This is a genomic window from Jeongeupia naejangsanensis (genome assembly GCF_016865585.1).
GTDB classification, from domain to species: domain Bacteria; phylum Pseudomonadota; class Gammaproteobacteria; order Burkholderiales; family Chitinibacteraceae; genus Jeongeupia; species Jeongeupia naejangsanensis.
Map to the genome: position 1 here is coordinate 44,659 of NZ_JAESND010000005.1, position 21,252 is coordinate 65,910.

Consider the following 21,252-nt stretch of genomic DNA (forward strand, 5'->3'; position numbering starts at 1 on the left):
AGATGGCGGCCACGGGCCCCGAACCCCGTCCTGCATGCATTCCGACCCGCTCCGGGCTGGTCATGCGATTTCACCGTCGGTTGAAAACGACGTTGATTACAACGTCATCAGCCCGGCAGCAGCATGGGTGGGAAGCTGGGTATGGTATGGAACCGGCCTGACATCGAATGGTGCAGGACGCTCCAATGAAAGCCCCCGCGACGGGGGCTTTTTCATGTCGGCGCCGGGACTTTCCAGCCGGCGACCGGATGCAGGGATTGTTCATCATTGAAGGCGGCAGCCTAGGCTGTTGCAGCACCGCGGTGAAGCCACCGGTCGGCAGCCACGACGGAAAATCACCGGGGTCCGGCGGCGAAAACCCGGATAATGGCGACCAAATTGAGTGCGCCATTCTGGGGTTTTTGCATGGAAATCAAGGTCAACTTTCTCGACAAGCTTCGTTTGGAAGCCAAGTTCGACGACTTCACGGTGATCGCCGACCAGCCGATCCGCTACAAGGGCGACGGCTCGGCACCGGGGCCGTTCGACTACTTTCTGGCTTCGTCGGCCTTGTGCGCGGCCTACTTCGTCAAGCTGTACTGCAATACCCGCAACATTCCGACCGAGAACATCCGGCTGTCGCAGAACAACATCGTCGACCCGGAAAACCGCTACCAGCAGATCTTCAAGATCCAGGTCGAGCTGCCGGAAGACATTTCCGCCAAGGACCGTCAGGGCATCCTGCGCTCGATCGAGCGCTGCACGGTGAAGAAGGTCGTGCAGGCCGGCCCCGAGTTCGTGATCGAGGAAGTAGCCAATCTGGATGCCGACGCCCAGGCCCTGCTGACGCTGAATCCGGACGCCGAAGCGAGCACCTACATCACCGGCAAGGACCTCCCGCTGGAGCAGACCATCGCCAACATGTCGGGCGTGCTGGCCAATCTCGGCATCAAGATCGAGATCGCCTCGTGGCGCAATATCGTCCCCAATGTCTGGTCGCTGCACATTCGCGACGCACACTCGCCGATGTGCTTTACCAACGGCAAGGGGGCGACCAAGGAAAGCGCCTTGGCATCGGCTCTGGGCGAGTACATCGAGCGCATCAGCAACAACCATTTCTACGCCGGCAGCTACTGGGGCGAGGACATCGCCAATGCGGCGTTCGTGCATTACCCGGACGAGCGCTGGTTCCAGCCCGGCCCGGATGACGCACTGCCGGTGGAAATCCTCGACGACTACTGTCGCGACATCTACAACCCCGATGGCGAACTGCAGGGTTCGCACCTGTACGACACCAACTCGGGCAACACGGCGCGCGGCATCTGTTCGCTGCCTTACGTGCGCCAGTCCGACGGCGAGGTGGTGTATTTCCCGTCCAATCTGGTCGAGAACCTGTTCGTCAGCAACGGCATGAGCGCCGGCAATACGCTGGCCGAAGCGCAGGTGCAGTGCCTGTCGGAAATCTTCGAGCGGGCGGTCAAGCGCGAGATTCTGGAGGGCGAAATCACCCTGCCCGACGTGCCGGCCGACGTGCTCGCCAAGTACCCCGGCATCGTTGCCGGGATTCAGGGGCTGGAAGAACAGGGCTTTCCGGTGCTGGTGAAGGATGCCTCGCTCGGCGGCGTCTACCCGGTGATGTGCGTGACCCTGATGAACCCGCGCACCGGCGGCGTGTTTGCCTCGTTCGGCGCGCACCCGAGCCTTGAAGTCGCGCTCGAGCGCAGCCTGACCGAACTGCTGCAGGGGCGCAGCTTCGAAGGCCTGAACGACCTGCCGCGGCCGACGTTCGAAAGCCACGCGGTGACCGAGCCGAACAACTTCGTCGAACACTTCATCGACTCCAGCGGCATCGTCTCGTGGCGTTTTTTCAGTGCCCGATCGCAGTACGATTTCGTCGAATGGGACTTCTCCGGCCACGGCGAGAACTCCAATACCGACGAGGCCGCGACGCTATTCGGCATTCTCGAAGACCTCGGCAAGGAAGCCTATGTGGCCGTGTACGACCAGCTGGGCGCCACCGCCTGCCGCATCCTGGTGCCGGGTTATTCGGAAATCTATCCGGTCGACGATCTGGTCTGGGACAACACCAACAAGGCACTGCCGCTGCGCGCCGACATCCTGAACCTGCACAGCCTTGACGATGAAGCGCTGACCGCATTGCTGAAGCGTCTGGAAGACTGCGATACCGACGAATACACCGATATCGGCACCTTGATCGGCATCGAGTTCGACGAGAACACCGTCTGGGGCCAGCTCACGATTCTGGAACTGAAGCTGCTGATCTATCTCGCGCGGCAGCGATTTGTAGCGGCGCACGATCTGGTCGGCGCCTTCCTGCAGTACAACGACAACACGCTCGAACGCGGGCTGTTCTATCAGGCGCTGAACGTGGTGCTCGAAGTGCTGCTCGACGACGAACTGGAACTGGCCGATTACGAAGCCAACTTCCGGCGGATGTTCGGCAACGAGCGCATGGACGCGGTGCTCGGGTCGGTCGACGGCAGCGTGCGCTTCTACGGCCTGACGCCAACCAGCATGAAACTGGAAGGGCTGGACCGGCACCAGCGGCTGATCGACAGCTACCGCAAACTGCACGCAGCGCGCGCCAGGGCTGCAGCCCGCTAACGCAGCGCAGGTCATTGCGGGTCACAAGCCCGCAATGACCGCCAGCGCGGCCCGTCGCCGCGGGTTGACACCCCCGGGCAGAAGCGCGACCCTTTCGGCCTTCCACTCAGCCCGTACGCCTCATGAAGATCACCAAGAACACCGCCGTCACCCTCAGCCTGAAAGTCACCGGCGCCGACGGCATCGTCTACGACGACGGCAAGCAAGCAATGGCCTACCTGCACGGCGGCTACGACAACCTGTTCCCCAAACTCGAAGCCGCGCTGGAAGGCCAGGAAGCCGGTTTCCAGACCACGGTGGCGCTGGCCGCCGAAGACGCGTTCGGCGAGCGCGACGAAGCGCTGGTCACCAGCATGCCCAAGGCCGACTTCCCGCCCGGCATCAAGGTCGGCGGCCAGATCCAGCGCCCCGGCCCGGACGGCGAGCCGCGCTACTACTTCGTCACCAAGATCAAGGGCCCGGTCGTACTGCTCGACGGCAACCACCCGCTGTGCGGCAAGGCCATGCGTTTCGGCATCAAGGTGTTGAGCGTGCGCGAAGCCAGCGCCGAGGAAATCGCCCACCAGCATGTGCATGGCGAGCACGGGCATCATCACTGAGCCGGTTGTTGCTCTAAAGGCCTAAGAAAAAGCCCTCCATTTCTGGAGGGTTTTTTTGCGGTGGTGCGATAGCGGCAAGTTACCGACCTGATGTTTGCCGAATTCAACGCCTGTTCGCGACGGCGTTTTTTTTTGGCAACAGAGAACAAAAAGCCGCCGTAATCGGTGGCTTTTTGTTCTCGAAGCAGATCGATATCTGTAGGATCCCATTCATTCGTGAATTTGAGTCACGACAAATCAAAAGCTTACCAGACGAAAATCGGACAACCCCGGCAAAGACGTCCCACATGCACAGATAATCCTATCTCATACATCTTTCCGCTTGCGCACGGTTACTAACAACGCCACAAAGTCCAATTAACGATACGGCACAGGCATAGCTCAACCGAATCTTGAGTATACACCTGCGGCCGAAAGACAATCGATGAAGTCGTTGCTGGCGCAGTCGGTTTAGCCGGCTGGCCCATTACTAAGCAACGAATCCGCTCCTGCTCGAGTACGGCCACCCGCACAAGGCAGGTGTGCTTGGTATGCATAGGAAGGTACGTTGGGCTTCACTACGTTCAGCCCAACGTACGCGCTAAAGTTCAATTGTTATTTAGTTCGTCTTGTTTTTTGAATGCAAGAACGGAGGCTATTCCAGCTCCCAGAACGATAATACCCAGCAAAATTATTTTTGCACCGATATCTACCTCGTCCAAGTAAGCAGCAAAGCCAAGCCCAGCGATGCAAATCAAGAATCCACCGCAAAGCACACTCAGCCTTATTCTTAGTTTGATTTCTTGTTTGCGCACAACAAAGAAATAAAACAAAGACAAAATAAATAAAAGTATGAATACAAATATTTTAAGCAGGAATATTTTTTCCATATTACCTCCGGGCACAAAGTGTAAGTTGGGTGCATTTAACATATCCAGCACCAGCACCAGCCCCCACACCACCTCTAACAACACCACGTGCGCCCTGCAATTGACCGCTTGAATTCACTGAAGCCTGCCCGTTGCCTACGGCTCCAACACCTCCAAACCAAGTCCCGCCTTGGGACTCTGAAACGCCAGTCGTAGGAGTTCCTTGGCCCGCAGACAGTACGCCGCCCGCTGCAGCAACCCATTGAGGGCCAATTACGGTACAGAACTGTACGTATCCACATGCATCATCAAACTCTGTAGGTACAGCAACCCCGACTTCGCAAACACCCCCTAAGATCCCTCCTCCAACTTGCCCACTTAACCCCCCTTGAAGTGTTCCGCCTTTAAGTAGTCCACCGCTTTGCTGACCTTTTGAAGCCTCCGCAGGTTGCCCTGCGTTTCTGGCCCCGGCCTTGAGCAAACCAAGTAAATCTGCATAGCCAATCGGACTACCGTCGACGTACCCATAGGTATTGATCCCACCCTTCAATCCAATCGGATCACTCTCGATATATCGCCCCGTCGCCGGATCGTAATCCCGGAAGTAGTTGTAGTGCCGGCCGGTTTCCTGATCGTAATACTGGCCCGGGAAGCGCAGGTTGTACACCACTTGCTGGCCGTCGCCGTCCGGGTCCTGCTCGGCGAGGCTGTTGCCGAACGGTTCGACCTGTTGCCAGCGCCAGACGACTTTCTGGCTGGTCGGCTCGCTCAGCTGCCGTGGGGTGTTGAGGTGGTCGGCCCAGACGTAGTAGACGGTCGGGTGCTGGCCGTCGACACCGGGACGGGCCGAGGCGATCGGGGTGTCGCCGAGCCAGACGGTTTCCTGTTGCAGCGCGCCGGTGCCGGTGTATTCGCCGAGCAGCCGGCCTTCGAGGTCGTAGGCGAACTGGGTGGCGGTGCCACCGCTGAACTTGCCGACCCGCTGGCCGAGGGCGTTGTAGCCGTAGTCGGTGACGGCGGTGCCGAGCTGGCTCTGGATCAGCCGGCCGGCGTTGTTGTAGCGCTGGGTGAGGTTGGCGTCCTTGGTGCGGCTGCCGCTGGCGTCGTACTGGTAGGTCTGGTTGTTGCTGCCGGTGGTGTTCAGTAGCTTGTTGCTGGCCGGGTCATGGTTGTACTGGGTACTGGCACTGCCGGTGCTGCCGACGGTGCGGTTGCCGTTCTTGTCGTAGCTGTAACCATGGGTGGTGGTGCCGATGCTGGCCTGGATCAGTCGGTCGAGGGGGTCGTAGCCGAAGCTGTGGCTGGCTGCCTGGGTCTGGCTGTCGTCGATGCCGATCGGATTGCCGGTGCTGTCGTAGCGGTACTGCCACTGCCGGTCGGCAAGGCTGAGGGTGCTCGGGCGGCCGGCGAAGTCGCTGCTGGCGTAGCGGGCCTGGCCGTTGGCCCATTGCCAGCCGACGATGCGGCCGTCGGCACTGTACTGCACCTGGCTCAGCAGCGGCTGGCCGTTGAGCTGGACGCTGGTGACGACGCCGTTCTGCCACGTGTAATCGACATTGAGGCCGGACGGATAGACGATGCGGTTGAGCCGGTTGGCGGCGCCCCAGCTGTAGCCGACGCCGTAGGCGCTGCCGCTGGTGTTGCTGCGCTGGACCTGGCTGACCCGACCTTGAGCGTCGTAACCGAAGCCGGTCTGGCCGGCGCCGTCGGTGAAGCTGGCGAGCTGGCCGACGCCGTTGGTGGCGGTGTCATAAGTCAACGTCTGGACTTCGTCGCCGTAGTCGACGCGGGTGACCCGGCCGAGTGCGTCGTACTGGTACTGCGCGCTCTTGTTGCGGGCATCGGTCTTGGTAAGCGTACGGCCGTTGGCATCCACCGCGTACTGGGTGGTGCCGGTATCCGGGCTGACCTGTTTGATCAGGTCGTCGAAGCCGTTGTAGGTGTAACTGGTGCTGAAGCCTTCCGGATCCTTCACGGAGACCAGATTGTCACGGCCGTCGTAGCTGAACTGGGTGATGCCGCCGTTCGGGTCGGTCATCTGCACCAGACGGTTCAAAGCGTCGTACTGGTACGCCGTGGTCCGGCCCTGCGCATCCTTGCGGGTCAGCCGGTTGCCGTTGGCGTCATAGGTGTAGGTGGTCTGGAAGCCCTTGTTGTCCATCTCCTGCACCAGCCGGCCCAGCGCGTCGTAGCTGTAGAAGCGGCTGACGGTCGAGACGTGTGCGGGCACGCTGGGTGCTGGTGTCAGTGCAGGTGTCGGTGCAGGTGTCGGTGCTGGAGTCGGCGCCGGGGTCGGCGCTGGGGTCGGCGCCGGGGTTGGCGCGGGGGTTGGCGCTGGAGTTGGCGCTGGAGTTGGCGCTGGAGTTGGCGCTGGAGTTGGCGCTGGAGTTGGCGCTGGAGTTGGCGCTGGAGTTGGCGCTGGCGTCGGAGCTGGCGTCGGAGCTGGCGTCGGAGCTGGCGTTGGTGCCGGAGTCGGTGCAGGTGTTGGCGCAGGAGTCGGCGACTCGGCCGCCAAGGCTTGAACGCCGGCTGCCGGTTGCCACAGGGTCGGCGTGCTCGGTGGTGTCCAGTTGGCGCCCACATAAGCGGTATGGGTTACCAGCGCTTTGTAGGTCTTTCCGCTGTAACTGACCAGCGTGCCAGCGGTATAGGTCACGCCTTCCTGCCAGGCGGCGACGGCCGCGGCCTGACTGAGGATCGGCGTGGCGATCAGACCAGCCAGCGCAAACGCCCCGGCCATCGTATGCAATGAAGTGGATTTCATCTCGGTTCCCGAATGCTTGTAATTGGTGTGATGGCTCAGGGCTTGGCGATCTGGTTCGGCGCGCTCTGCTGTGCCGCGACCTGCTGCAGGCTGGCCGCAAGCGTCCCGGCCGGGTCCTGGCGGTCTTCGCGCAGTCGGTTGCCCATCGCATCCAGGGTGTAGTCGATGCGGTTGCCACGGCTGTCGTCGATGCCGATCAGCCGGTGCGCCGGGTCGTAGCGGTAGCTGACGGTGCGGTTGTCGGCAAAGCGCACCTGGCTGAGCAGGCCGGTCGGCAGGTAGCTGAAGCTGGTGGTCTCGCCGGCCGTGGTCCGGCTCAGCAGCCGCTGGCGCAGGTCGTAGCTGAAGGTGGTGGTCTGGCCGTTGGCCTCGACCATTTCCAGCACGTTGCCCAGTGCGTCATAGCGCGGGAAGCGGGTGATCTGGCCGAGGGGATTGGTCAGCGTGCTCAGGTTGCCCTGGGCGTCGTAGCCGTACTGGGTGACCTTGCCGGCCGGATCGGTCGCCGAGGCCACCAGGCCGTAGTTGCCGTAGGTCCAGCTCGATACCCGGGTCGCGCCATCGGCCGTGACCGACTTCTTCAGCAGATTGCCGCTGGCGTCGTACTCGAACGTCGTCACCCGGCCCGGCTCGGTGACCTTGGTCGGCAGCCGGAAGCTGGCGTGCCATTCGGTGCTGATGGTCCGTGCCTGCGGCGTGCCGGCCGCTTCGGTACGGCCGGTTTCGAGGTTGCGGGTGGTGTCGTAGCTGAAGGTGGCGTTGCGGCCCCCAAAATCGGTGATGCTGCCGAGATTGCCGTTGGCGTCGAAACTCTGGGTCCGGGTCAGGTTGTCGGTCTGGCGCAATTCGCTGGTCGGGCGCTGACGGCCTTGTACGGTTTGCAGACTGATCTGCGAGACTGCGCCGAGCGGATTGGTGACGTTCGCGGTATTGACCTGATACACCGAGCCGACTTGGGTCGTCTGGTAGCCGACGGCGTACTTGTCGGTGATGCCGGCGTGCTCGCTGCTGATCGCCATGGCCTTGTCGTCGTACGACCACTTGGCATAGGTGGTGCCGCTTTCGTCGATCAGTTCGGTCAACAGCGCCGGGATCTTGCTCGGCCCGATCATCTTGTCGGTGTAGTTGTAGACGCGGCTGGTCTGGTCCGGGTAGTTCACCTTGGTCAGCGTGCCGTCGGTGGTGTACTCGTAGCTCACGGTCCGGCCGGCCGAGTCGGCCACCGACGCCAGCAGTTTCTTGCTGTTGTAGGCGAAGGTCAGGCTGCGGTTGAACGAATCGGTGACCTTGGACAGCCGGTCATCGCTGTCGTAGCTGTAACTGAGCGCGTAGCCGTTCGGGAAGGTGCGGCTGACGATCTTGCCCTTGGCGCCATAGACTTCGACCACCTTTTGCGGATCAGTATAACGCCAGCCGTCGGTGGTCTTCTCCAGACCATCGGTCACGTCGGCATCACCGACCCACAGCGTGGTGCTGCCGGCCTTGGGTTTGAAGTGCAGGATGCGGCCATCGCCGCGCACCGCCACCGACAAGGTCTGGTTGGACGTCAATGTCACGCTGCGGTCGAAATTGTGGGTCCAGCGATTCCCCAGACCGCGCAGCGTCGCAACGATATTCGTGAACGGCGACACGCTGCTGTAGCGGCGCACCAGCGTCAGCGCAGGTGAGCCCGGAATGGTCAGATCGACCTCGGACTGGACCTTGCTGCCCTGGCCGATCGAAATCGGATTGCCGCACAGCTCCAGAATGCCCGAAGGCTGACCCAGACCCGGGGCCGACGACGGCACAGGACAGAAGTCGGCCTTGTCCTGCGGAGCCGGTTCGCAGCTGGCACCATCTGCACCGTCCAGGCCACCCGGGCAAGGCGGTTTCGGCACGGCACACGGAATGATCGCGCCGGCGCCATCCGACAAGCGATTCTTGAACAAATCGTAGTAAGTCCGGTTCAGTGGATAGTTTGCGGTGCTGAACACGATCGAGCCGACCGGTGAGCCGTCGTTCAACGAGCCTTTGAAATTGTTGTGCAGCACCACGATGTGCGAGCCGCACTGGTTGCGCACGATCCGGCTCATGTTGAGCTGTGCGTTTTGCTGCAGCGCCGCTTCCGGAGTCAGACCGGACGCCGAGGTGTTCAACCAGGTCACGATCTGCGAGCCCGAGCACTGCAGATTGTTGAAGTCGTAGTCAAACGTGCCATCCGGATAGGATCTGGTCGCGACCATCTCCATACCGAAGTAACTCACGCCACCCAAGGTTGCGCACGAGGATGCAAGACTGGGGGCCGAATAGGCACAGAACAGGCCCACGGCAAGGGTCTGGAGCAATTGCCGGGGAGCGAAAACAGGGAAGGCTGGACGCATGAAGGTTTCCTACCTACAGAAGAATGCGTACAGCCTACTGACAAATACTGACCAAAAAAGAAAGAAACACATACAGTGCAAGGTGGATGCACGCCTTGCAAACGGTTGACATCAAGCGACTTACGGTTATTTGTTTGGCATGAACGGCAAAACACGCGATCCACCGGCGCTTGTGAACTTGGTCATGCTTTCACAGAACAAATTAATTATTTCAAACACAGAAATCTTTTTGTTGTCTCCAAGAAACAGCACATCCTGATATTTCCCTGCCAAGGAAAATCATGACCAGAACCACCCCTCCTCTGGTGGCACTCGCTGCAGGCATCTGCTGGAGCACCCTAGTTCTATCGCCGTTTGCACGAGGGATGGACAAGGTCGAGCCAGACAATCGCGACATCACAGAACTGAACGAAGCGTTAACGACGCTCCGCAGCTCGATCGGCCATGAAGTCGGTATACCCAAGGCCAGCGACCGCTCACAATGCGTCGTTTTGCCCATCGGCGCGCAGCCCTGCGGCGGTCCGTCGGACTATTTGGTGTACTCGATGCAGGTCAGCGATACCGCGCGGCTCCAAGCTTTAGTTACCCAATACACCGCACTGCAACGCCGGCGAAACGAGCAAACGCAAACTGCAGGAATTTGTTCGGTTCGTCCGGTTCCGGATGCCACCGTCGAAAGCGGCAGATGTGTTTTGACCTATGGCGCCACGGATCTCCTTCCGGAAATCTCTAGTTATGAGCGCTCGGCCAGCCCGGAGGACGTCATGTCCGGAGATTGAATTGGCGGGGCAGACACTTTGAGTCCTGCGCCAAGTATCTTTAGCTGCAGGGGGCCGCAGCCAATGCATCCGCTTGGCTTTTCAGCCCGGCAAAGATGGGCCCCGACACCGCTTCGGGAAACCCTGGTGGCAATTGAGCAGCTACGTGCTCGATCACCTCGGCGGTTTTACTGGTCAGATAATCGATCACCCAGGCTACGTCGTCCTCTGTCAATCCGGCCGATTGCGCTTGTGCCTCCCAGTGCCTTCGCTGGATTCGCGTGATCAGATAGTGGAGCGACGAGCCCCTTACCCCCATGGCCAGTTTGGCCTTCTGTCGTGGGATTTGGTTGTGGCCACGCCCTATGATTGGCAGTGCCGACAGGACGTCGTACAGCGGTGTCGCCACATAGCCGCCTCCCGGCAAGAGACGGATACTGAAATTCTTCGCATGCCCGTCGGTGGCAAACAGCATCCAGAACACCAGCTGAGCCGCGAAAAAAGCACGCATGTCTGTGATGGCCTGTTCTGATCCGGCCAGTAGCGCCATGATCGCTCCGATCCCCGGCCCACCGTCAGCGTTGTACTTGAGGTGCGGCGGAGTGCCCGTGGCCTGGCACATGTCTTCTTGGGGCAGTCGCATGATCCAGCTGCCATCCTCCGACAGCTGTCGATCGAACCGCTCGACGATCAGAACCTTCTGGTCTTCGAACTGCGCCATTTCGCATGGCGCAACATCCAACCCATAGGCGGCCACGATTTTGGCACAGAGCCATTCGTTTTCAACCGAGGTACGCAGGTCGGCCTGCATGTTGCCAACCAGGCCCATCGGCAATTTGAAGATGTGTGTCGTCGGTGTACTGCCATGCGGCAGCAACCACTGCCCTCCATGGTGCAAGAGGGCTGTTTTTTCCTGGGCACCGGCGATCGACAACCGCAGATCGTCCTCCTCCTCCCTGTGTCGCCCGATGGGGGTGCCTCCACTGGCAAGGCGGAGCAGGTTGGCGATTCGCCCCTCGTTCAACGGCTCACCAGCGATGCGATGGATGTCGGTAGGCGCTACGCCAGGAGGGAGAAGCTGGATGGCACCAACACAATCCTGACCGACAGCAGATAGCAGCGAAAAGGGCTCGACACTCCTCACCTGATAACGCCGGGCCAGTCGGGTACGGATGTTCTCGCTATCCGGTAGCAGATTGTCGAAATAGCTGGCGACGGCATCACCACGGTGGGCGTCTCCACCAGGTAAAAAGGGCAGCGATAACGAGATCGGTCGCCCTTGTGGGTGCGCCAGCCATTGTGGGAAATAGCCAAGCTCATGGCCTTGCCGGGTGATTCGCCAGTACCCGACCGGCACACCATTCATCCAAAGGTGGAGCTCCTGAGCGCCCTTCATCACCATGACCCTTTCTTTCTGGAGATAGCTGGCTTGCCAAACGGTGTACCTGGAGGCCGCGTTGTTGTTCGAGTGTTTGGCTTCCCCGACGGCTCAATTACTCGCTTGGTGCCACTGAGCACCTGATTGCTCGACGACGCGATCTTGTAGGTTTGGTGCCGGCCGTTCTGCGCAACGACTTTGTCCTGTCCCCCTATACCCGTCGACATCTCTTCTTTTGGTTTCGGGGCGCTCAAGCTTGATGACTGGATCGCCAACTTGGCCTGCAGGATTTGCAGGACCCTCATAACGCGTTCAAAGCTGGCACGCTCAGGGTTTTTCTCGAATTCCGCATAGCTCTGCGCGGTAATCCCCAATCTTTCAGCGACGTCGGCCTGTCTTTGCTTCGCCTGCCGCCGAAGAGCGAGGATCATCAAGCGAAGTTGGTCTGGTGTCTGGATCGTAGAGTAAAGGCTCATTGCTCACCTCGAGAAGCATCGAGAAGACAGGGTACACCCTGAATTTCAACAATACAGGCTGTACCCTGAAAACTCAATAATCAGGATTTAACCTGAACAAGCGCGCATGGTGCGCAGCACGTGTCATGTCGCCTCCAACCTGAAATCCCCCACCGGAAACGACTGCTCTTGCTCACGGATGATTTGTTCCCACGCGTTCTGGCGCTTGCGAACGGACTCTCGCCAACGTGTCGGATCAATACCTGCACCGTAGCGCTCGATGAATCGATCCAGCGCCGGTGTTCTCCTGTACACGAGCTGCCGGCATGCTTCGATACTGGTGCCACGCAGGTGATAGATGCTTTGCTCAGCCAGCATGCGCATCACTTTTCTGGGGGAACGACCGACCCGGTCGGCGATCTCGGTGCCAAACATGTGCGTGCTCAGGAAGCGGTCCACATCCACCTTCCGGATCCGTGAACCGATGTGCTTGTTGTTCCCCAGCTTGTGCGCACGGATGTACTCGTTCTGCGTCAGCCAGTAGGCCACCTGCTGCTTCACGCCCAGGACCTTTGCGAGTTCGGGAACGCTGATCCAGTTGGCACGGCCTGATTCCAGCGTTTTATGCCAGGCGTGCAAACGCTGGCGATGGAACACCCAGCGACCGATCCCCTTGGCCTGTGGCCAAAGTCCTTCGATCGCCATGTCCCCGGCTTTGACTGCCTCGACCAGTGACACGACCTCGTCGGCGTTCCACTGCCAGTATTTCAGGACCTGTGCGAAGGTGATGTGGTGATCGTCCAGCTGCCCCAGCTTGGGCAGGTCCTCGCCCAGCTCGGCCAAGGCATAGACTTCGCTACTCGAAACGCACCATGGCAGATAGGGTTGATCGTTGACGCGCCGGGCGGACGGAAACAGCAAACGCAGGATGCGCTGGAGCCGGGCTTTGTTGAGCCCGAGGATCTCGATGGCCTTGTACAGGGTGATCTCGCCGGCCAGTTCGTCTTCGACGGCATTGAGCTGGTCCTTGCGGGCCATGATGAAATGCCGCCCTTTCGTGCTCACCGACTCCTGACCTTCCAACAGTCCCTCGCGGATCAGGTGACGCAGGCGCGCCATCGAAATCCCCAACCGGTCCGCAGCGGCTTTGCCCGGAATCCACTGAACATCGCCCTGCAGCTCGACGGCGAGCCGCCGATTGCGCCGGGCCACCCCGCCTTTCCAGTGCTCGGTCAGCCACGATTCGAACACGTCGCGCACCGGACTGAACACGGCCTCGCGCCCCCCCCTGATACAGATAGGCATAGGCGTTCAGGAACACCACGTTCAGCCCGGCTTTGTGCTCGCTGTGGACACCTTGCAACTGGCCCAATGCCAGATGAAAACTCCTCGGCCAATCGAACAAGATCTCGGCAGCCAGCGAAGTGATCGGCCACGAAACTTCAACGCTGCCAGCGTGAAGAATTTTCAGAGGCTTGGGACCGGCATCCGGGTCAAGATACGCGCCCAGATAGCGGATCAAACGAAGTAGCTGATCCAGCTTCATCCCGGCGAGCGGATAGCTGAAAGGCCCTGCTTCCAAATAGGGACCAAACAAGAAGAACTAAAAATAAAAGCCCCCTGCAACAGGGGGCTTTTGACGAAATCCCAAAAATCCAGAGATTTAGGAAATATCCAGATTTCGACAGGATCCTACAACAACAACGTCTGTAGGATCCCGTTCACCTTTAGATTGGAGGTCCTATAAATCAAGGACTTATTAGCTGAAAATCGGACAATATCGGCAAAAACGTCCCAAATTTATAGATAATCCTCACCTGCGCATTTTGCCGCTTACACGCGGACACTTGCTTACGTTTTTTGTCACCAATTACGCAGGCAAGGTGGTGGTCAAATCCAGAATTTCACTCTGAGCAATGATCTGTCGGAATACTCTACCCTGCATGCTCAGGGTATGTAACCCGCTTCAAGCAGCAGCGACACTGCTCATAGTATCATCGCTTCGCCACAGCATTGCCTCCTGCTCCATGGTGAATCCCGCACTCTGCACGCGTTGTGCAATTGCGAACCACCCCGCCATTTCCGCATACTTTGCCATCCGCGCCAACGTGCCGGCAGATGCAGGGCGACGCATTTCTTCAGGCACCTGATCCGGGTGCATTAACTCCGGCTCCAGACAATGCCCGGCACGTTCAGCGGCAGCCGCCAAGTAACTGGCAATACGGAATCCGCCTTCATCCACATCTCCCCAATGCCTGATGGGCACGCCGACCGGAATGCTCCCAAGCAGGCGCTCATACATGGCCAACCATGCGGGCCCTGGCATGCCTGCCGTGTACATCAACAGGACCGGCTCATCAGCACCAGCTCGGGCGGCCGCATGAAAATTGGCCTGATTCTCGATGGTCAATACACCACTGGGAACGTCGACGAGCTCACGCACTGATTCTGGATCGAAGGCGCCATACGGGCTGTCCAGTACACCCGAATTTCGCAGCCGTCGTACGGTGACCCTGCCTGCCAACCGGGCGGGTTGTGCATCCCGTATCAGCCCCAGCTCCTGCCAGACCAGATCGGGGTAACGGGCTTCTGCATCGACATCACCTTGAAGCAGTACGTCCAACAGTGGCGCGAGTCGCTCAAGTCGCTTGGAATCCTTGTACAGCTTGGTGCTCAACGCCCGGATCGGCACATCGCGAAGCACATCACCGGCCAGTTGCACCTCGGTGAGCGCCAAACACGCCGATTGCCAGTCGAGTACGTCGCCAACGTCGGTGCCCCGGACTTTGCCTAGCCCCCGCCAGCGCGCCAGCACTGCACCAATCACCGGGTGTGCCACAAGGAATGGACCAAGCACGCTGGTCGCCTCGTCCAGCAATGCACTGCGGGTTGGCAGGCCGAGCGCGGCTGCCAATGCAACGTAATCCCTGACCGTGATTCGGCAGATCAGACCGCCGCGATCACGTTCCATCGCGATCACGTCCGCTTGCTGCAGAACAGTCAGATCCTGCTCGAACTGAACGGCTTGCAGCAACACCCGACCATTGCGGTAGTCGGCAAGGTCCTTGTTCGTCAGCGCGACCGGCGCCGACCGTACGCCAGCACGCGCTTTTTCTTCGCGTTCAAGCAACTTGGCGAGGATCTGGCTGCTGAGCGGAATCATGCAACAGCCTCGGCGGTAGTCAGGCGGGCGATTTCGGCCTGCAGCATCTCCTGGTTGTCATCGAAGGCCAGCAGATCCGCGCGGGAATCACGCCGCATCTCTTCGGTCAGCGAATGACCGTGCGCCTCGAGATGCAAAATGTCGCGGTCGATGCTGTAGTAGCGATGCATGAACGCATTCAGAATGCCGATCTTGTCCCCCGGTCCCGCCATGATCACCTGCAGGCCGAGGTCGTTGAAGTAGCGCATGGTGGCAACGGTATTGACGATGTCCATCTTGTCAAAGACCTCGTCCAGCAATAGTAGACCCAAGCCATCACGCCCCTTGCCACCAAGGTGTGCGGCACTGGCCATGGCCGCACCGGCGATCACATACAGCGGTGCCCTGTGCTCGCCGCCCGATCCGGAGCCGGCGCGTTTGCTCAACAGTCCAATCCGCTTACGCTCCCCCGTTTCCGGATCTTCGCGCAGGATCTCGATATCGAAGTCATAGAACTCGCGGTAGTCTTCGAGCGGGCTCTTTTTACCGGTGGTGTCGCTGGTCTCGTCGAGCAGCGCATGGAACGTGTCGGGCATATCGCCAGCGCCCCCCAGTAAATCCTGCCCCGGGCCGAATTGTTCGATTCGCTCCAGAAACTCAAATAGCGGCTTGTGCACGGGACGGATCGTTCGCTTGAACTGATAGCGTTCACCATTGCTGAAGGTCGGGCAGGTGCGCAGAACGGCATTCAAACTGTTGATGCGCTTGTCGAGTTCTGAGATGTTGTTGCGCAACTCCATCGCGACGTTGATTCGGAACGTTTCCTGGGCTTTCTCGTAGGCCTGGTCCATCTGCTCCCGGTACTGAGAGAGCTGCGAATCACTGAGTTTGTCGACCGTCTCATTCAGCCATGCCCGTTGGGCGTGCCAGTCCACCGCGTTGGCCGAGACATTTTCGCCATGTTTGGTAACGAATGCGTGAAACGCATTGTTGGCCGAATTCTTCGCCTTATCACCCGCGACCTTGAGATCATGACCTCGCTGGTTGCAGTGGGCGCGCATGGCCGCAAAATCGGTCGCATAACGCTCAAGCATCCGATCCCATTGCGTTGCTGCCCATTCGGGTGAGAATCCCCCCCGTTCGGTCAACGCCTTCGCCGCAGCACGACATGCTGTGGCCTGCATCGTGGCTGCTTTGGTTGCGCCCTCTGCATGATCCACATCGCGTACTAACCCGCCGATGGTCGAGATCAGGGTCGTTTCCTTACTCCGGTGTTGCTCAAGCAGATCGAATGCAGCTTTGACATCGGCCTGCAGCGTTTCCTCCTCAGCGTTCGACATCCTGGCCAGATCCGCCTTGAGCGTAGCCACGGCGGCATTAGCAAGTACCACCTCACTGCGCGCCGTGGCGACATCGTCCGGCAGCGTGGTCGTGGTGGCGATCGCCGCGATCAAGCCCAGCAACACGGTCAACTCTTTCTGTTGCGCTTCAGCGCGGCGCTTCTCGTCTTTCAACGCGTCGCGATCGGTTTCCAGCCGGCACTTCTCGGCCGCCACGTCGGCATAACCGATGCGCAATTGATGAGCCGCCAGGGGCCTGAGCCGCTCGAACACGCCATGGGTCTTGAGCATGAAATCCCGAGTCAATGCACGCGGCTTTCCTAGCGCATCGGCTTCACCGTCCGCCTGCACCAGCTCCCCGAGCAGGCCCTGAATGAACCACCTAGCCGCCTGGTGTTGCCCCGCGACCATCGTCGCAACCCAGTCGGCGCCCGGCGTTTTGGGCGCGCGTTGCTGGCTGGCCAGCACAACCTTGGTACCGAACAACCCTTTTTGGTTGCGGGTAACCCTAAACGCGGCTTCCTCGGTAGTGGAATCCCCCTCGACCAGCAAAGCATCGATGTTGCTGCCCAGATAGGATTCGATCGCCGGTTGCCACTCAGGGTCTGCGATCTGGATCAGATCGCAGACGGGAACCGCGTTGATGCCCGCATCCGCCAGCGCGAGGCGCAAGCTATCTGCGCGCTGATCGAGCGGGCGCTTGCCGGTCCGGACACGTTCGAGACCGCGTTCGACTGCGGCCTGCTCCGCCTCGATCTCGTGAAGGCGGTTGGCAAGCTGCACGTTGCGCTCCGTCGCCAGCCGGTACCCCTGCGCCAACACCTGCTGTGCCGTTTCCACCGCGCACGTAAGCCCTTCTGCAGGCGTATCAAGAGGGTGAGCGAGCAGCGGATTCATCGCCAAATCGGCCTGATCAATTTGATCGCCGATATCGTTGCCGAACTGGGTGCGCAATGACTCCAGTCTGGTCTGGATGGCGTTGAGTCCAGACACGAAGGCGTTGTGGGTTTTGACGGTATGAGCGTTCTGCTGTTCGAGTTTGCCTTGCAGGACAATGCGCTGCTGGCGAGAGACGTCCGCATTGAGCCTCGCCGTCGCTGTTTGCCAATTCAAATCCGCCTCGTTACGCGCCTCAATGGTGCCCCTAAGTTCAGCCTGGTTGGCCACCAGTTCACCGCGCAACGTTGTTTCCGCCACCTCTGCGGCCTGCAGCGCTTCATCGGCGATTTGCTCGTCGATGTCAGCCAGCAGAGTGCCGTACGCGGCCCGTTGTTGTTCGACCTTGTCGAGCGCGGCAAAGCTCTGCTCAACGCCTTTACCATCCTCGATCTTGGTTTCAATGCTCTTGATCAGTTGGCGCAGCTTGCCCATGGTGTGGACCAGCTCGCGGAATTTTTCGATTTTGGTGGGTTTTGCGACCAGCATGTCCTCGCGCACGATGCGATCGACCGACTTGTCAAAGCGCATGTTGAGCCCCAGCGACAGGGCTTTCTGAAACGCATCCGGATGAATCACCGCACTGGCCGGGCGGAGCGCGTACAACATGGCCTGGACGTAGCGGGTCGCTGAATCGAACAAAATCTCCTGGTGGCCGAGCCGGACTGCTTCCGTTGTAAGCCGATCGCGGAAATCGGCATACGGCGTCGGCATTTCGTCCCCGTTCACCAGGGTGATGTGATCGGCGAGTGTCAGGGCCCTGCCGGGCAATACGTAACGACCCAGCACGTCGTGCTTGTCACGCTCACGCGACGCCCGTACACACACCCCGGTGCTGGTCGCCTCGCCCGTTTGCTCGTCGCGCCAGACCAGCGTGATATAGGTCAGGGCCTCGTCACGGGCGTACTCATCCTCGCCCAACCGGCCCAGGCAGTAGGTGTTGATGGTGCGATCCGAGGTTTTTCCCTCGCCAGCCTGCGCATTGAAGCGGATGCGATTGGAGTCGGCACCATGCATCGCAATCTGGATGGCGTCCATCAGCGAGCTTTTGCCACTACCGTTGGCCCCGAAGATACCGACAAACTTGCCGAGCTCGAATTCTTGTTTTTCGAACAGAAAAAACTGCACCAGCAATACACGTTCAAGCTGCTTCATCGGTCGGTTCCATGTTGTCGTTGTCGGCGCCAGCCGCGGTGTTATCGCCGGTTACCGATTCGCCGCGCCCCGCTTGCCAGCCGGCCAGTCGTGCCAGCGCACCTTCACCGAGTACGTCCAGAATGGCCGGACGAATCATGATGACAAAAGGCTGTGCACCGGCATCACCGACATCCGAGGTCACGGCCACGCGCCGGGCAATGCCCCAACGCTTGAAATGGCGCAGCATGTCGTCGAGTTCAGCGACACGCGGCAACTCACCGGCCGTCACTTCGACATAGAGTTGCTGAAGGCTTGGCAGGTCACACTCGATTTCAGCCTGATCATTGAACCCGTTGTGCTGTGCGCCAAGGTGATAGAGCTTAAGCAACACGAGCGCCAGCACTGTCAGCTTGCTCGGTACGGGTGTCTGCCGTTCATGGGTCGGCAACGCGACGGCATAGTTGTGCTCGGGATTGACGCGCAACTTGACGCCAAACGGTTCCAGCACCTTTTGCAACGCTTTTTCATACCGTTCAATCAGGAAGTACAGTTGTTGGCAGCCATGGTCATCGCGGTAAATGACCTGATCGGTCATCAGCCGGTAGGCCGTCCGTTCGAAATCCACGGCATCGAAGCAGCCCGATGCCTCAGCAAGTTGCTGCCACTGGTTAAACATTGGATTTGCCTCGTTTAGGTTGCTCGATCCGGAATCGCGCGCCGCTCTGAAGCGCATGCTCGGATTCGCGGTTATCGATGCAGATGAGCGCAAAGCCCCGCGCCTGACTACGCGCCTGCAGCCGAAACGCCAGCGAGTCGGAATGTGCGAGGCTTGCCAAGCGCTGCAGCCTCTGCAAGGCCAAGGTTTCACGGATGTCCGGGCCATTGAATGCCGTATCGTCGATGGACACGGCGTCGCCGAGCTTTTGTCGAACCAGCGTCGCAAACGCCAGATCCGTCATGCTGCGCCGCGCCTGGGCCGCCCGGTTCAGGTTGAGCCGGGCTCGCTCTTCCGGACGCATCGTCGTGGTACGGATCTTGTTTGGTGCCCGTGGCGCCGTCTGCCTGCGCGGCTCGGCCAAACGGCCCGGCCCCATGAGCGACCCTTCGCCAAACGGGGCCGGTGCGTCGCCACCGGCGAGCAGCCTGGTAAGCGCCGCATCGATCACGGCTTCATTGTGTTGATGCACACGCACGGCATACGCCAGATAGGTGTTCGCGCGCCGTATTGCCGCGTTCAGTTCAGTATCGAGGCGATCGAGATAGTCGTCGACGTGCGCCATATCCATCAGACGGGTCAGGTCTCGCTGCAGTGCCCGTTCGCCGCGCGCGACCTCTCCCTTGCCTTCGTGCTCGACGTACCATGGCAACAACCGGTCATACAGGTCGCGCCGCGACGCCAACTCCTCGGCAATTCGCACGATCGCTGCGCGCTCGGCCAGCGGGTGGTCATGGGTTCGCAGCACACCGTAGTCGCCAATGAATTTGCCGACAACGAGGTCGGTAAAGAACAGTTGCGCATAGGCGGCGGTACTGTCCTGCGACTGCAGATCCCGTGACAGATCGCGAACGTCCGCACAGATGTTGCGGATGTACTCCAGCAAGCTGCGAGTCATGCTGGCCGCTTCATGCAGCAAATCCCCTTTCGGCTCGGCCATCACGTTGTCGAGCGCGAGCCGAATCGTCTTGACCTTGCCGCCAGCAAACAACGTACGGTTACTGGCAAAGTCCAGCAGCAGCGTAAAAAATTCGAGCGCGTCGCGTGGCATGCTGATGGTGAATACGAGACCGATCTGCTCGTGCCGCAGCCACCCGCAGTCAACCAGCCGGTTCAGTACCGAACGAGCTCGGTCGTTGATCGGCCTGGCGTCTTCGCTTTCGGCGTCCTCATCCCAGTAGTCCATGCCCTCGAGCATTGCGGCGATGTCGTCTTGAATCACCCGCACCGGATAACCCTGCACCGGAGGCATTGGCGCATCTGGGCCGAACCGACGATCCAGCAACTCAACGAGGACGGTCCAATACCGCTCACGCGAGACTGAAGCCAGCGGAGCAAAGAACCGAGTTGGCAGACGGGAGAACAGCGATGCCGTGGAACGTCCGTTCAGGGAAATAGCCATGGCGCCAACTCCTCGCGATTCTGCAGATGCAAAAGGTACTTCGGCGGTTGCTCATGTGCCGGGTCAACAGCAATGCACATGGCATTAACCACATACTTCAGGAGTGCGGCCCGGCAGTGATCGGTTCGGCTGGCCGTACCGGCAAAATACTCGTGGCGAATAACGAGCGACTGTTCATGTGAAAGATCAGGATGTGCTTCCAATCTGATCGGTACTAAGGTGTCCCATGCGGCGTCGTTCACCACTGGTGACGCTGACTCCATTGAGGCCTTGGCTGTAACAATGCGGCCGAGGTTGAAGTCGCGATAGTCCTGATGATCAACGCAGTAGCCGCGAACATGCCAGCGCTGGCCAGTAAACACTAAAGCCTGCGGAAAGAGGCGGCGAGCATGAGGAACTGGATTGCTAAGGGACAAGTAGGTGAGCAGAACTTCACCTCGGCATTTAATCGCTTGGCGGAGCGCGGCGAACACCTCAGGAGATGGGCGGCCAAAGGTCGGCAATCCATTCACGATCGACTCATCAGCCGGCGAACCGGCAAGTGCAATGTAACGGCCGATACCGAACGCTTCCATTTCCCCCGCTGTCGCCTGATAGGCAACAGGTGTCACAAAGTGCACGCGCTGACGACTATCCCAGAGGGTCCAACCGGGCCGCTCAAATCGAAAATCCTTGATCCACTCGCTAGCCCGAACCTTGCTTAGCCCTGCCACTTCGCGCAGGCGCGCATTGCCGAGAAATCCTTCCCACAGCAATAAGAGGGTCAACAGACGCAAACGGTCAGCACGAAGGGCTTCTTCTCTCATATGTTACG

The 21,252-nt window shown here is 59.9% G+C and carries 15 protein-coding genes and 1 pseudogene; 4 read left to right on the forward strand and 12 right to left on the reverse strand.

Features of this window, described 5'->3' with window-relative positions:
- Positions 1-405 precede the first annotated feature (405 nt).
- Together JMJ54_RS11180 and JMJ54_RS11185 are read left to right on the forward strand one after the other, a co-directional pair.
- Positions 406-2,604: an OsmC domain/YcaO domain-containing protein gene (locus JMJ54_RS11180; RefSeq protein ID WP_203538644.1), complete on the forward strand. Its 2,199-nt coding sequence runs from the start codon at positions 406-408 to the stop codon at positions 2,602-2,604.
- A gap of 122 nt (positions 2,605-2,726) precedes the next feature.
- Positions 2,727-3,203: an FKBP-type peptidyl-prolyl cis-trans isomerase gene (locus tag JMJ54_RS11185; RefSeq protein ID WP_203538645.1), complete on the forward strand. Its 477-nt coding sequence runs from the start codon at positions 2,727-2,729 to the stop codon at positions 3,201-3,203.
- 587 nt (positions 3,204-3,790) lie between these two features.
- Here the strand turns inward: JMJ54_RS11185 and JMJ54_RS11190 are convergent.
- The gene (locus JMJ54_RS11190) at positions 3,791-4,072 is read right to left on the reverse strand and encodes a hypothetical protein (RefSeq protein ID WP_203538646.1); all 282 of its coding nucleotides are present in this window, start codon (positions 4,070-4,072) and stop codon (positions 3,791-3,793) included.
- Between the two features lies 1 nt (position 4,073).
- Positions 4,074-6,281, reverse strand: coding sequence for an RHS repeat-associated core domain-containing protein (locus JMJ54_RS11195; protein ID WP_203538647.1), 2,208 nt, complete (start codon positions 6,279-6,281; stop codon positions 4,074-4,076).
- A gap of 23 nt (positions 6,282-6,304) precedes the next feature.
- Here JMJ54_RS11195 and JMJ54_RS19550 point away from each other — a divergent pair, with 23 nt between their 5' ends.
- Positions 6,305-6,682, forward strand: coding sequence for a hypothetical protein (locus tag JMJ54_RS19550; RefSeq protein ID WP_203538648.1), 378 nt, complete (start codon positions 6,305-6,307; stop codon positions 6,680-6,682).
- On the opposite strand, the pseudogene JMJ54_RS19640 reads toward JMJ54_RS19550, so the two are convergent.
- A pseudogene (locus JMJ54_RS19640) lies at positions 6,648-6,815 on the reverse strand (carbohydrate-binding protein); the annotation flags it as partial. The gene JMJ54_RS19550 and the pseudogene JMJ54_RS19640 sit on opposite strands and share 35 nt — an antisense overlap.
- Positions 6,816-6,850: 35 nt before the next feature.
- Positions 6,851-9,037: a DUF6531 domain-containing protein gene (locus tag JMJ54_RS11205; RefSeq protein WP_203538649.1), complete on the reverse strand. Its 2,187-nt coding sequence runs from the start codon at positions 9,035-9,037 to the stop codon at positions 6,851-6,853.
- A 419-nt stretch (positions 9,038-9,456) separates the two neighbouring features.
- Here JMJ54_RS11205 and JMJ54_RS11210 point away from each other — a divergent pair, with 419 nt between their 5' ends.
- Positions 9,457-9,954 carry a hypothetical protein gene (locus JMJ54_RS11210; RefSeq protein ID WP_203538650.1) on the forward strand — a complete coding sequence of 166 codons (498 nt, stop codon included), beginning with the start codon at positions 9,457-9,459 and terminating at the stop codon, positions 9,952-9,954.
- A gap of 40 nt (positions 9,955-9,994) precedes the next feature.
- On the opposite strand, the gene JMJ54_RS11215 is transcribed toward JMJ54_RS11210, so the two are convergent.
- From JMJ54_RS11215 to JMJ54_RS11250, 8 genes are all read right to left on the reverse strand, one after another.
- Positions 9,995-11,335 (reverse strand): type II toxin-antitoxin system HipA family toxin, encoded by a 1,341-nt coding sequence (locus JMJ54_RS11215; RefSeq protein WP_203538651.1) that lies wholly within the window; start codon positions 11,333-11,335, stop codon positions 9,995-9,997.
- Entirely contained in the window at positions 11,329-11,787 is a 459-nt protein-coding gene (locus tag JMJ54_RS11220; RefSeq protein ID WP_203538652.1) for a helix-turn-helix domain-containing protein, read from the reverse strand. The genes JMJ54_RS11215 and JMJ54_RS11220 overlap by 7 nt, the downstream gene beginning before the upstream one ends.
- A 123-nt stretch (positions 11,788-11,910) precedes the next feature.
- Positions 11,911-13,038, reverse strand: coding sequence for a helix-turn-helix domain-containing protein (locus tag JMJ54_RS11225; protein ID WP_203538653.1), 1,128 nt, complete (start codon positions 13,036-13,038; stop codon positions 11,911-11,913).
- Positions 13,039-13,732: 694 nt separating this feature from the next.
- Complete coding sequence (locus JMJ54_RS11230; RefSeq protein WP_203538654.1) at positions 13,733-14,929, reverse strand: Wadjet anti-phage system protein JetD domain-containing protein; 1,197 nt, start codon at positions 14,927-14,929, stop codon at positions 13,733-13,735.
- Positions 14,926-18,339, reverse strand: a complete 3,414-nt coding sequence (locus JMJ54_RS11235; protein ID WP_203538655.1) for an SbcC/MukB-like Walker B domain-containing protein — start codon at positions 18,337-18,339, stop codon at positions 14,926-14,928. The genes JMJ54_RS11230 and JMJ54_RS11235 overlap by 4 nt, the downstream gene beginning before the upstream one ends.
- On the reverse strand, positions 18,326-18,997 hold the full coding sequence (locus tag JMJ54_RS11240; protein ID WP_203538656.1) for a DUF4194 domain-containing protein: 672 nt from the start codon (positions 18,995-18,997) through the stop codon (positions 18,326-18,328). The genes JMJ54_RS11235 and JMJ54_RS11240 overlap by 14 nt, the downstream gene beginning before the upstream one ends.
- Positions 18,990-20,438: a Wadjet anti-phage system protein JetA family protein gene (locus JMJ54_RS11245; protein ID WP_203538657.1), complete on the reverse strand. Its 1,449-nt coding sequence runs from the start codon at positions 20,436-20,438 to the stop codon at positions 18,990-18,992. Before JMJ54_RS11245 ends, JMJ54_RS11240 begins: the two co-directional genes overlap by 8 nt.
- Positions 20,423-21,244 carry a BrxR family transcriptional regulator gene (locus JMJ54_RS11250; RefSeq protein WP_203538658.1) on the reverse strand — a complete coding sequence of 274 codons (822 nt, stop codon included), beginning with the start codon at positions 21,242-21,244 and terminating at the stop codon, positions 20,423-20,425. Before JMJ54_RS11250 ends, JMJ54_RS11245 begins: the two co-directional genes overlap by 16 nt.
- Between the last annotated feature and the right edge of the window lie 8 nt (positions 21,245-21,252).

Coding starts and splice junctions, on each gene's coding strand:
- JMJ54_RS11185 (WP_203538645.1), top strand. CDS start 2,727: ATGAAGATCACCAAGAACACCGCCGTCACCCTCAGCCTGAAAGTCACC.
- JMJ54_RS11210 (WP_203538650.1), top strand. CDS start 9,457: ATGACCAGAACCACCCCTCCTCTGGTGGCACTCGCTGCAGGCATCTGC.
- JMJ54_RS11190 (WP_203538646.1), bottom strand. CDS start 4,072: ATGGAAAAAATATTCCTGCTTAAAATATTTGTATTCATACTTTTATTT.
- JMJ54_RS11245 (WP_203538657.1), bottom strand. CDS start 20,438: ATGGCTATTTCCCTGAACGGACGTTCCACGGCATCGCTGTTCTCCCGT.
- JMJ54_RS11180 (WP_203538644.1), top strand. CDS start 406: ATGGAAATCAAGGTCAACTTTCTCGACAAGCTTCGTTTGGAAGCCAAG.
- JMJ54_RS11250 (WP_203538658.1), bottom strand. CDS start 21,244: ATGAGAGAAGAAGCCCTTCGTGCTGACCGTTTGCGTCTGTTGACCCTC.
- JMJ54_RS11235 (WP_203538655.1), bottom strand. CDS start 18,339: ATGAAGCAGCTTGAACGTGTATTGCTGGTGCAGTTTTTTCTGTTCGAA.
- JMJ54_RS11220 (WP_203538652.1), bottom strand. CDS start 11,787: ATGAGCCTTTACTCTACGATCCAGACACCAGACCAACTTCGCTTGATG.
- JMJ54_RS11215 (WP_203538651.1), bottom strand. CDS start 11,335: ATGGTGATGAAGGGCGCTCAGGAGCTCCACCTTTGGATGAATGGTGTG.
- JMJ54_RS11240 (WP_203538656.1), bottom strand. CDS start 18,997: ATGTTTAACCAGTGGCAGCAACTTGCTGAGGCATCGGGCTGCTTCGAT.
- JMJ54_RS11205 (WP_203538649.1), bottom strand. CDS start 9,037: ATGGTCGCGACCAGATCCTATCCGGATGGCACGTTTGACTACGACTTC.
- JMJ54_RS11230 (WP_203538654.1), bottom strand. CDS start 14,929: ATGATTCCGCTCAGCAGCCAGATCCTCGCCAAGTTGCTTGAACGCGAA.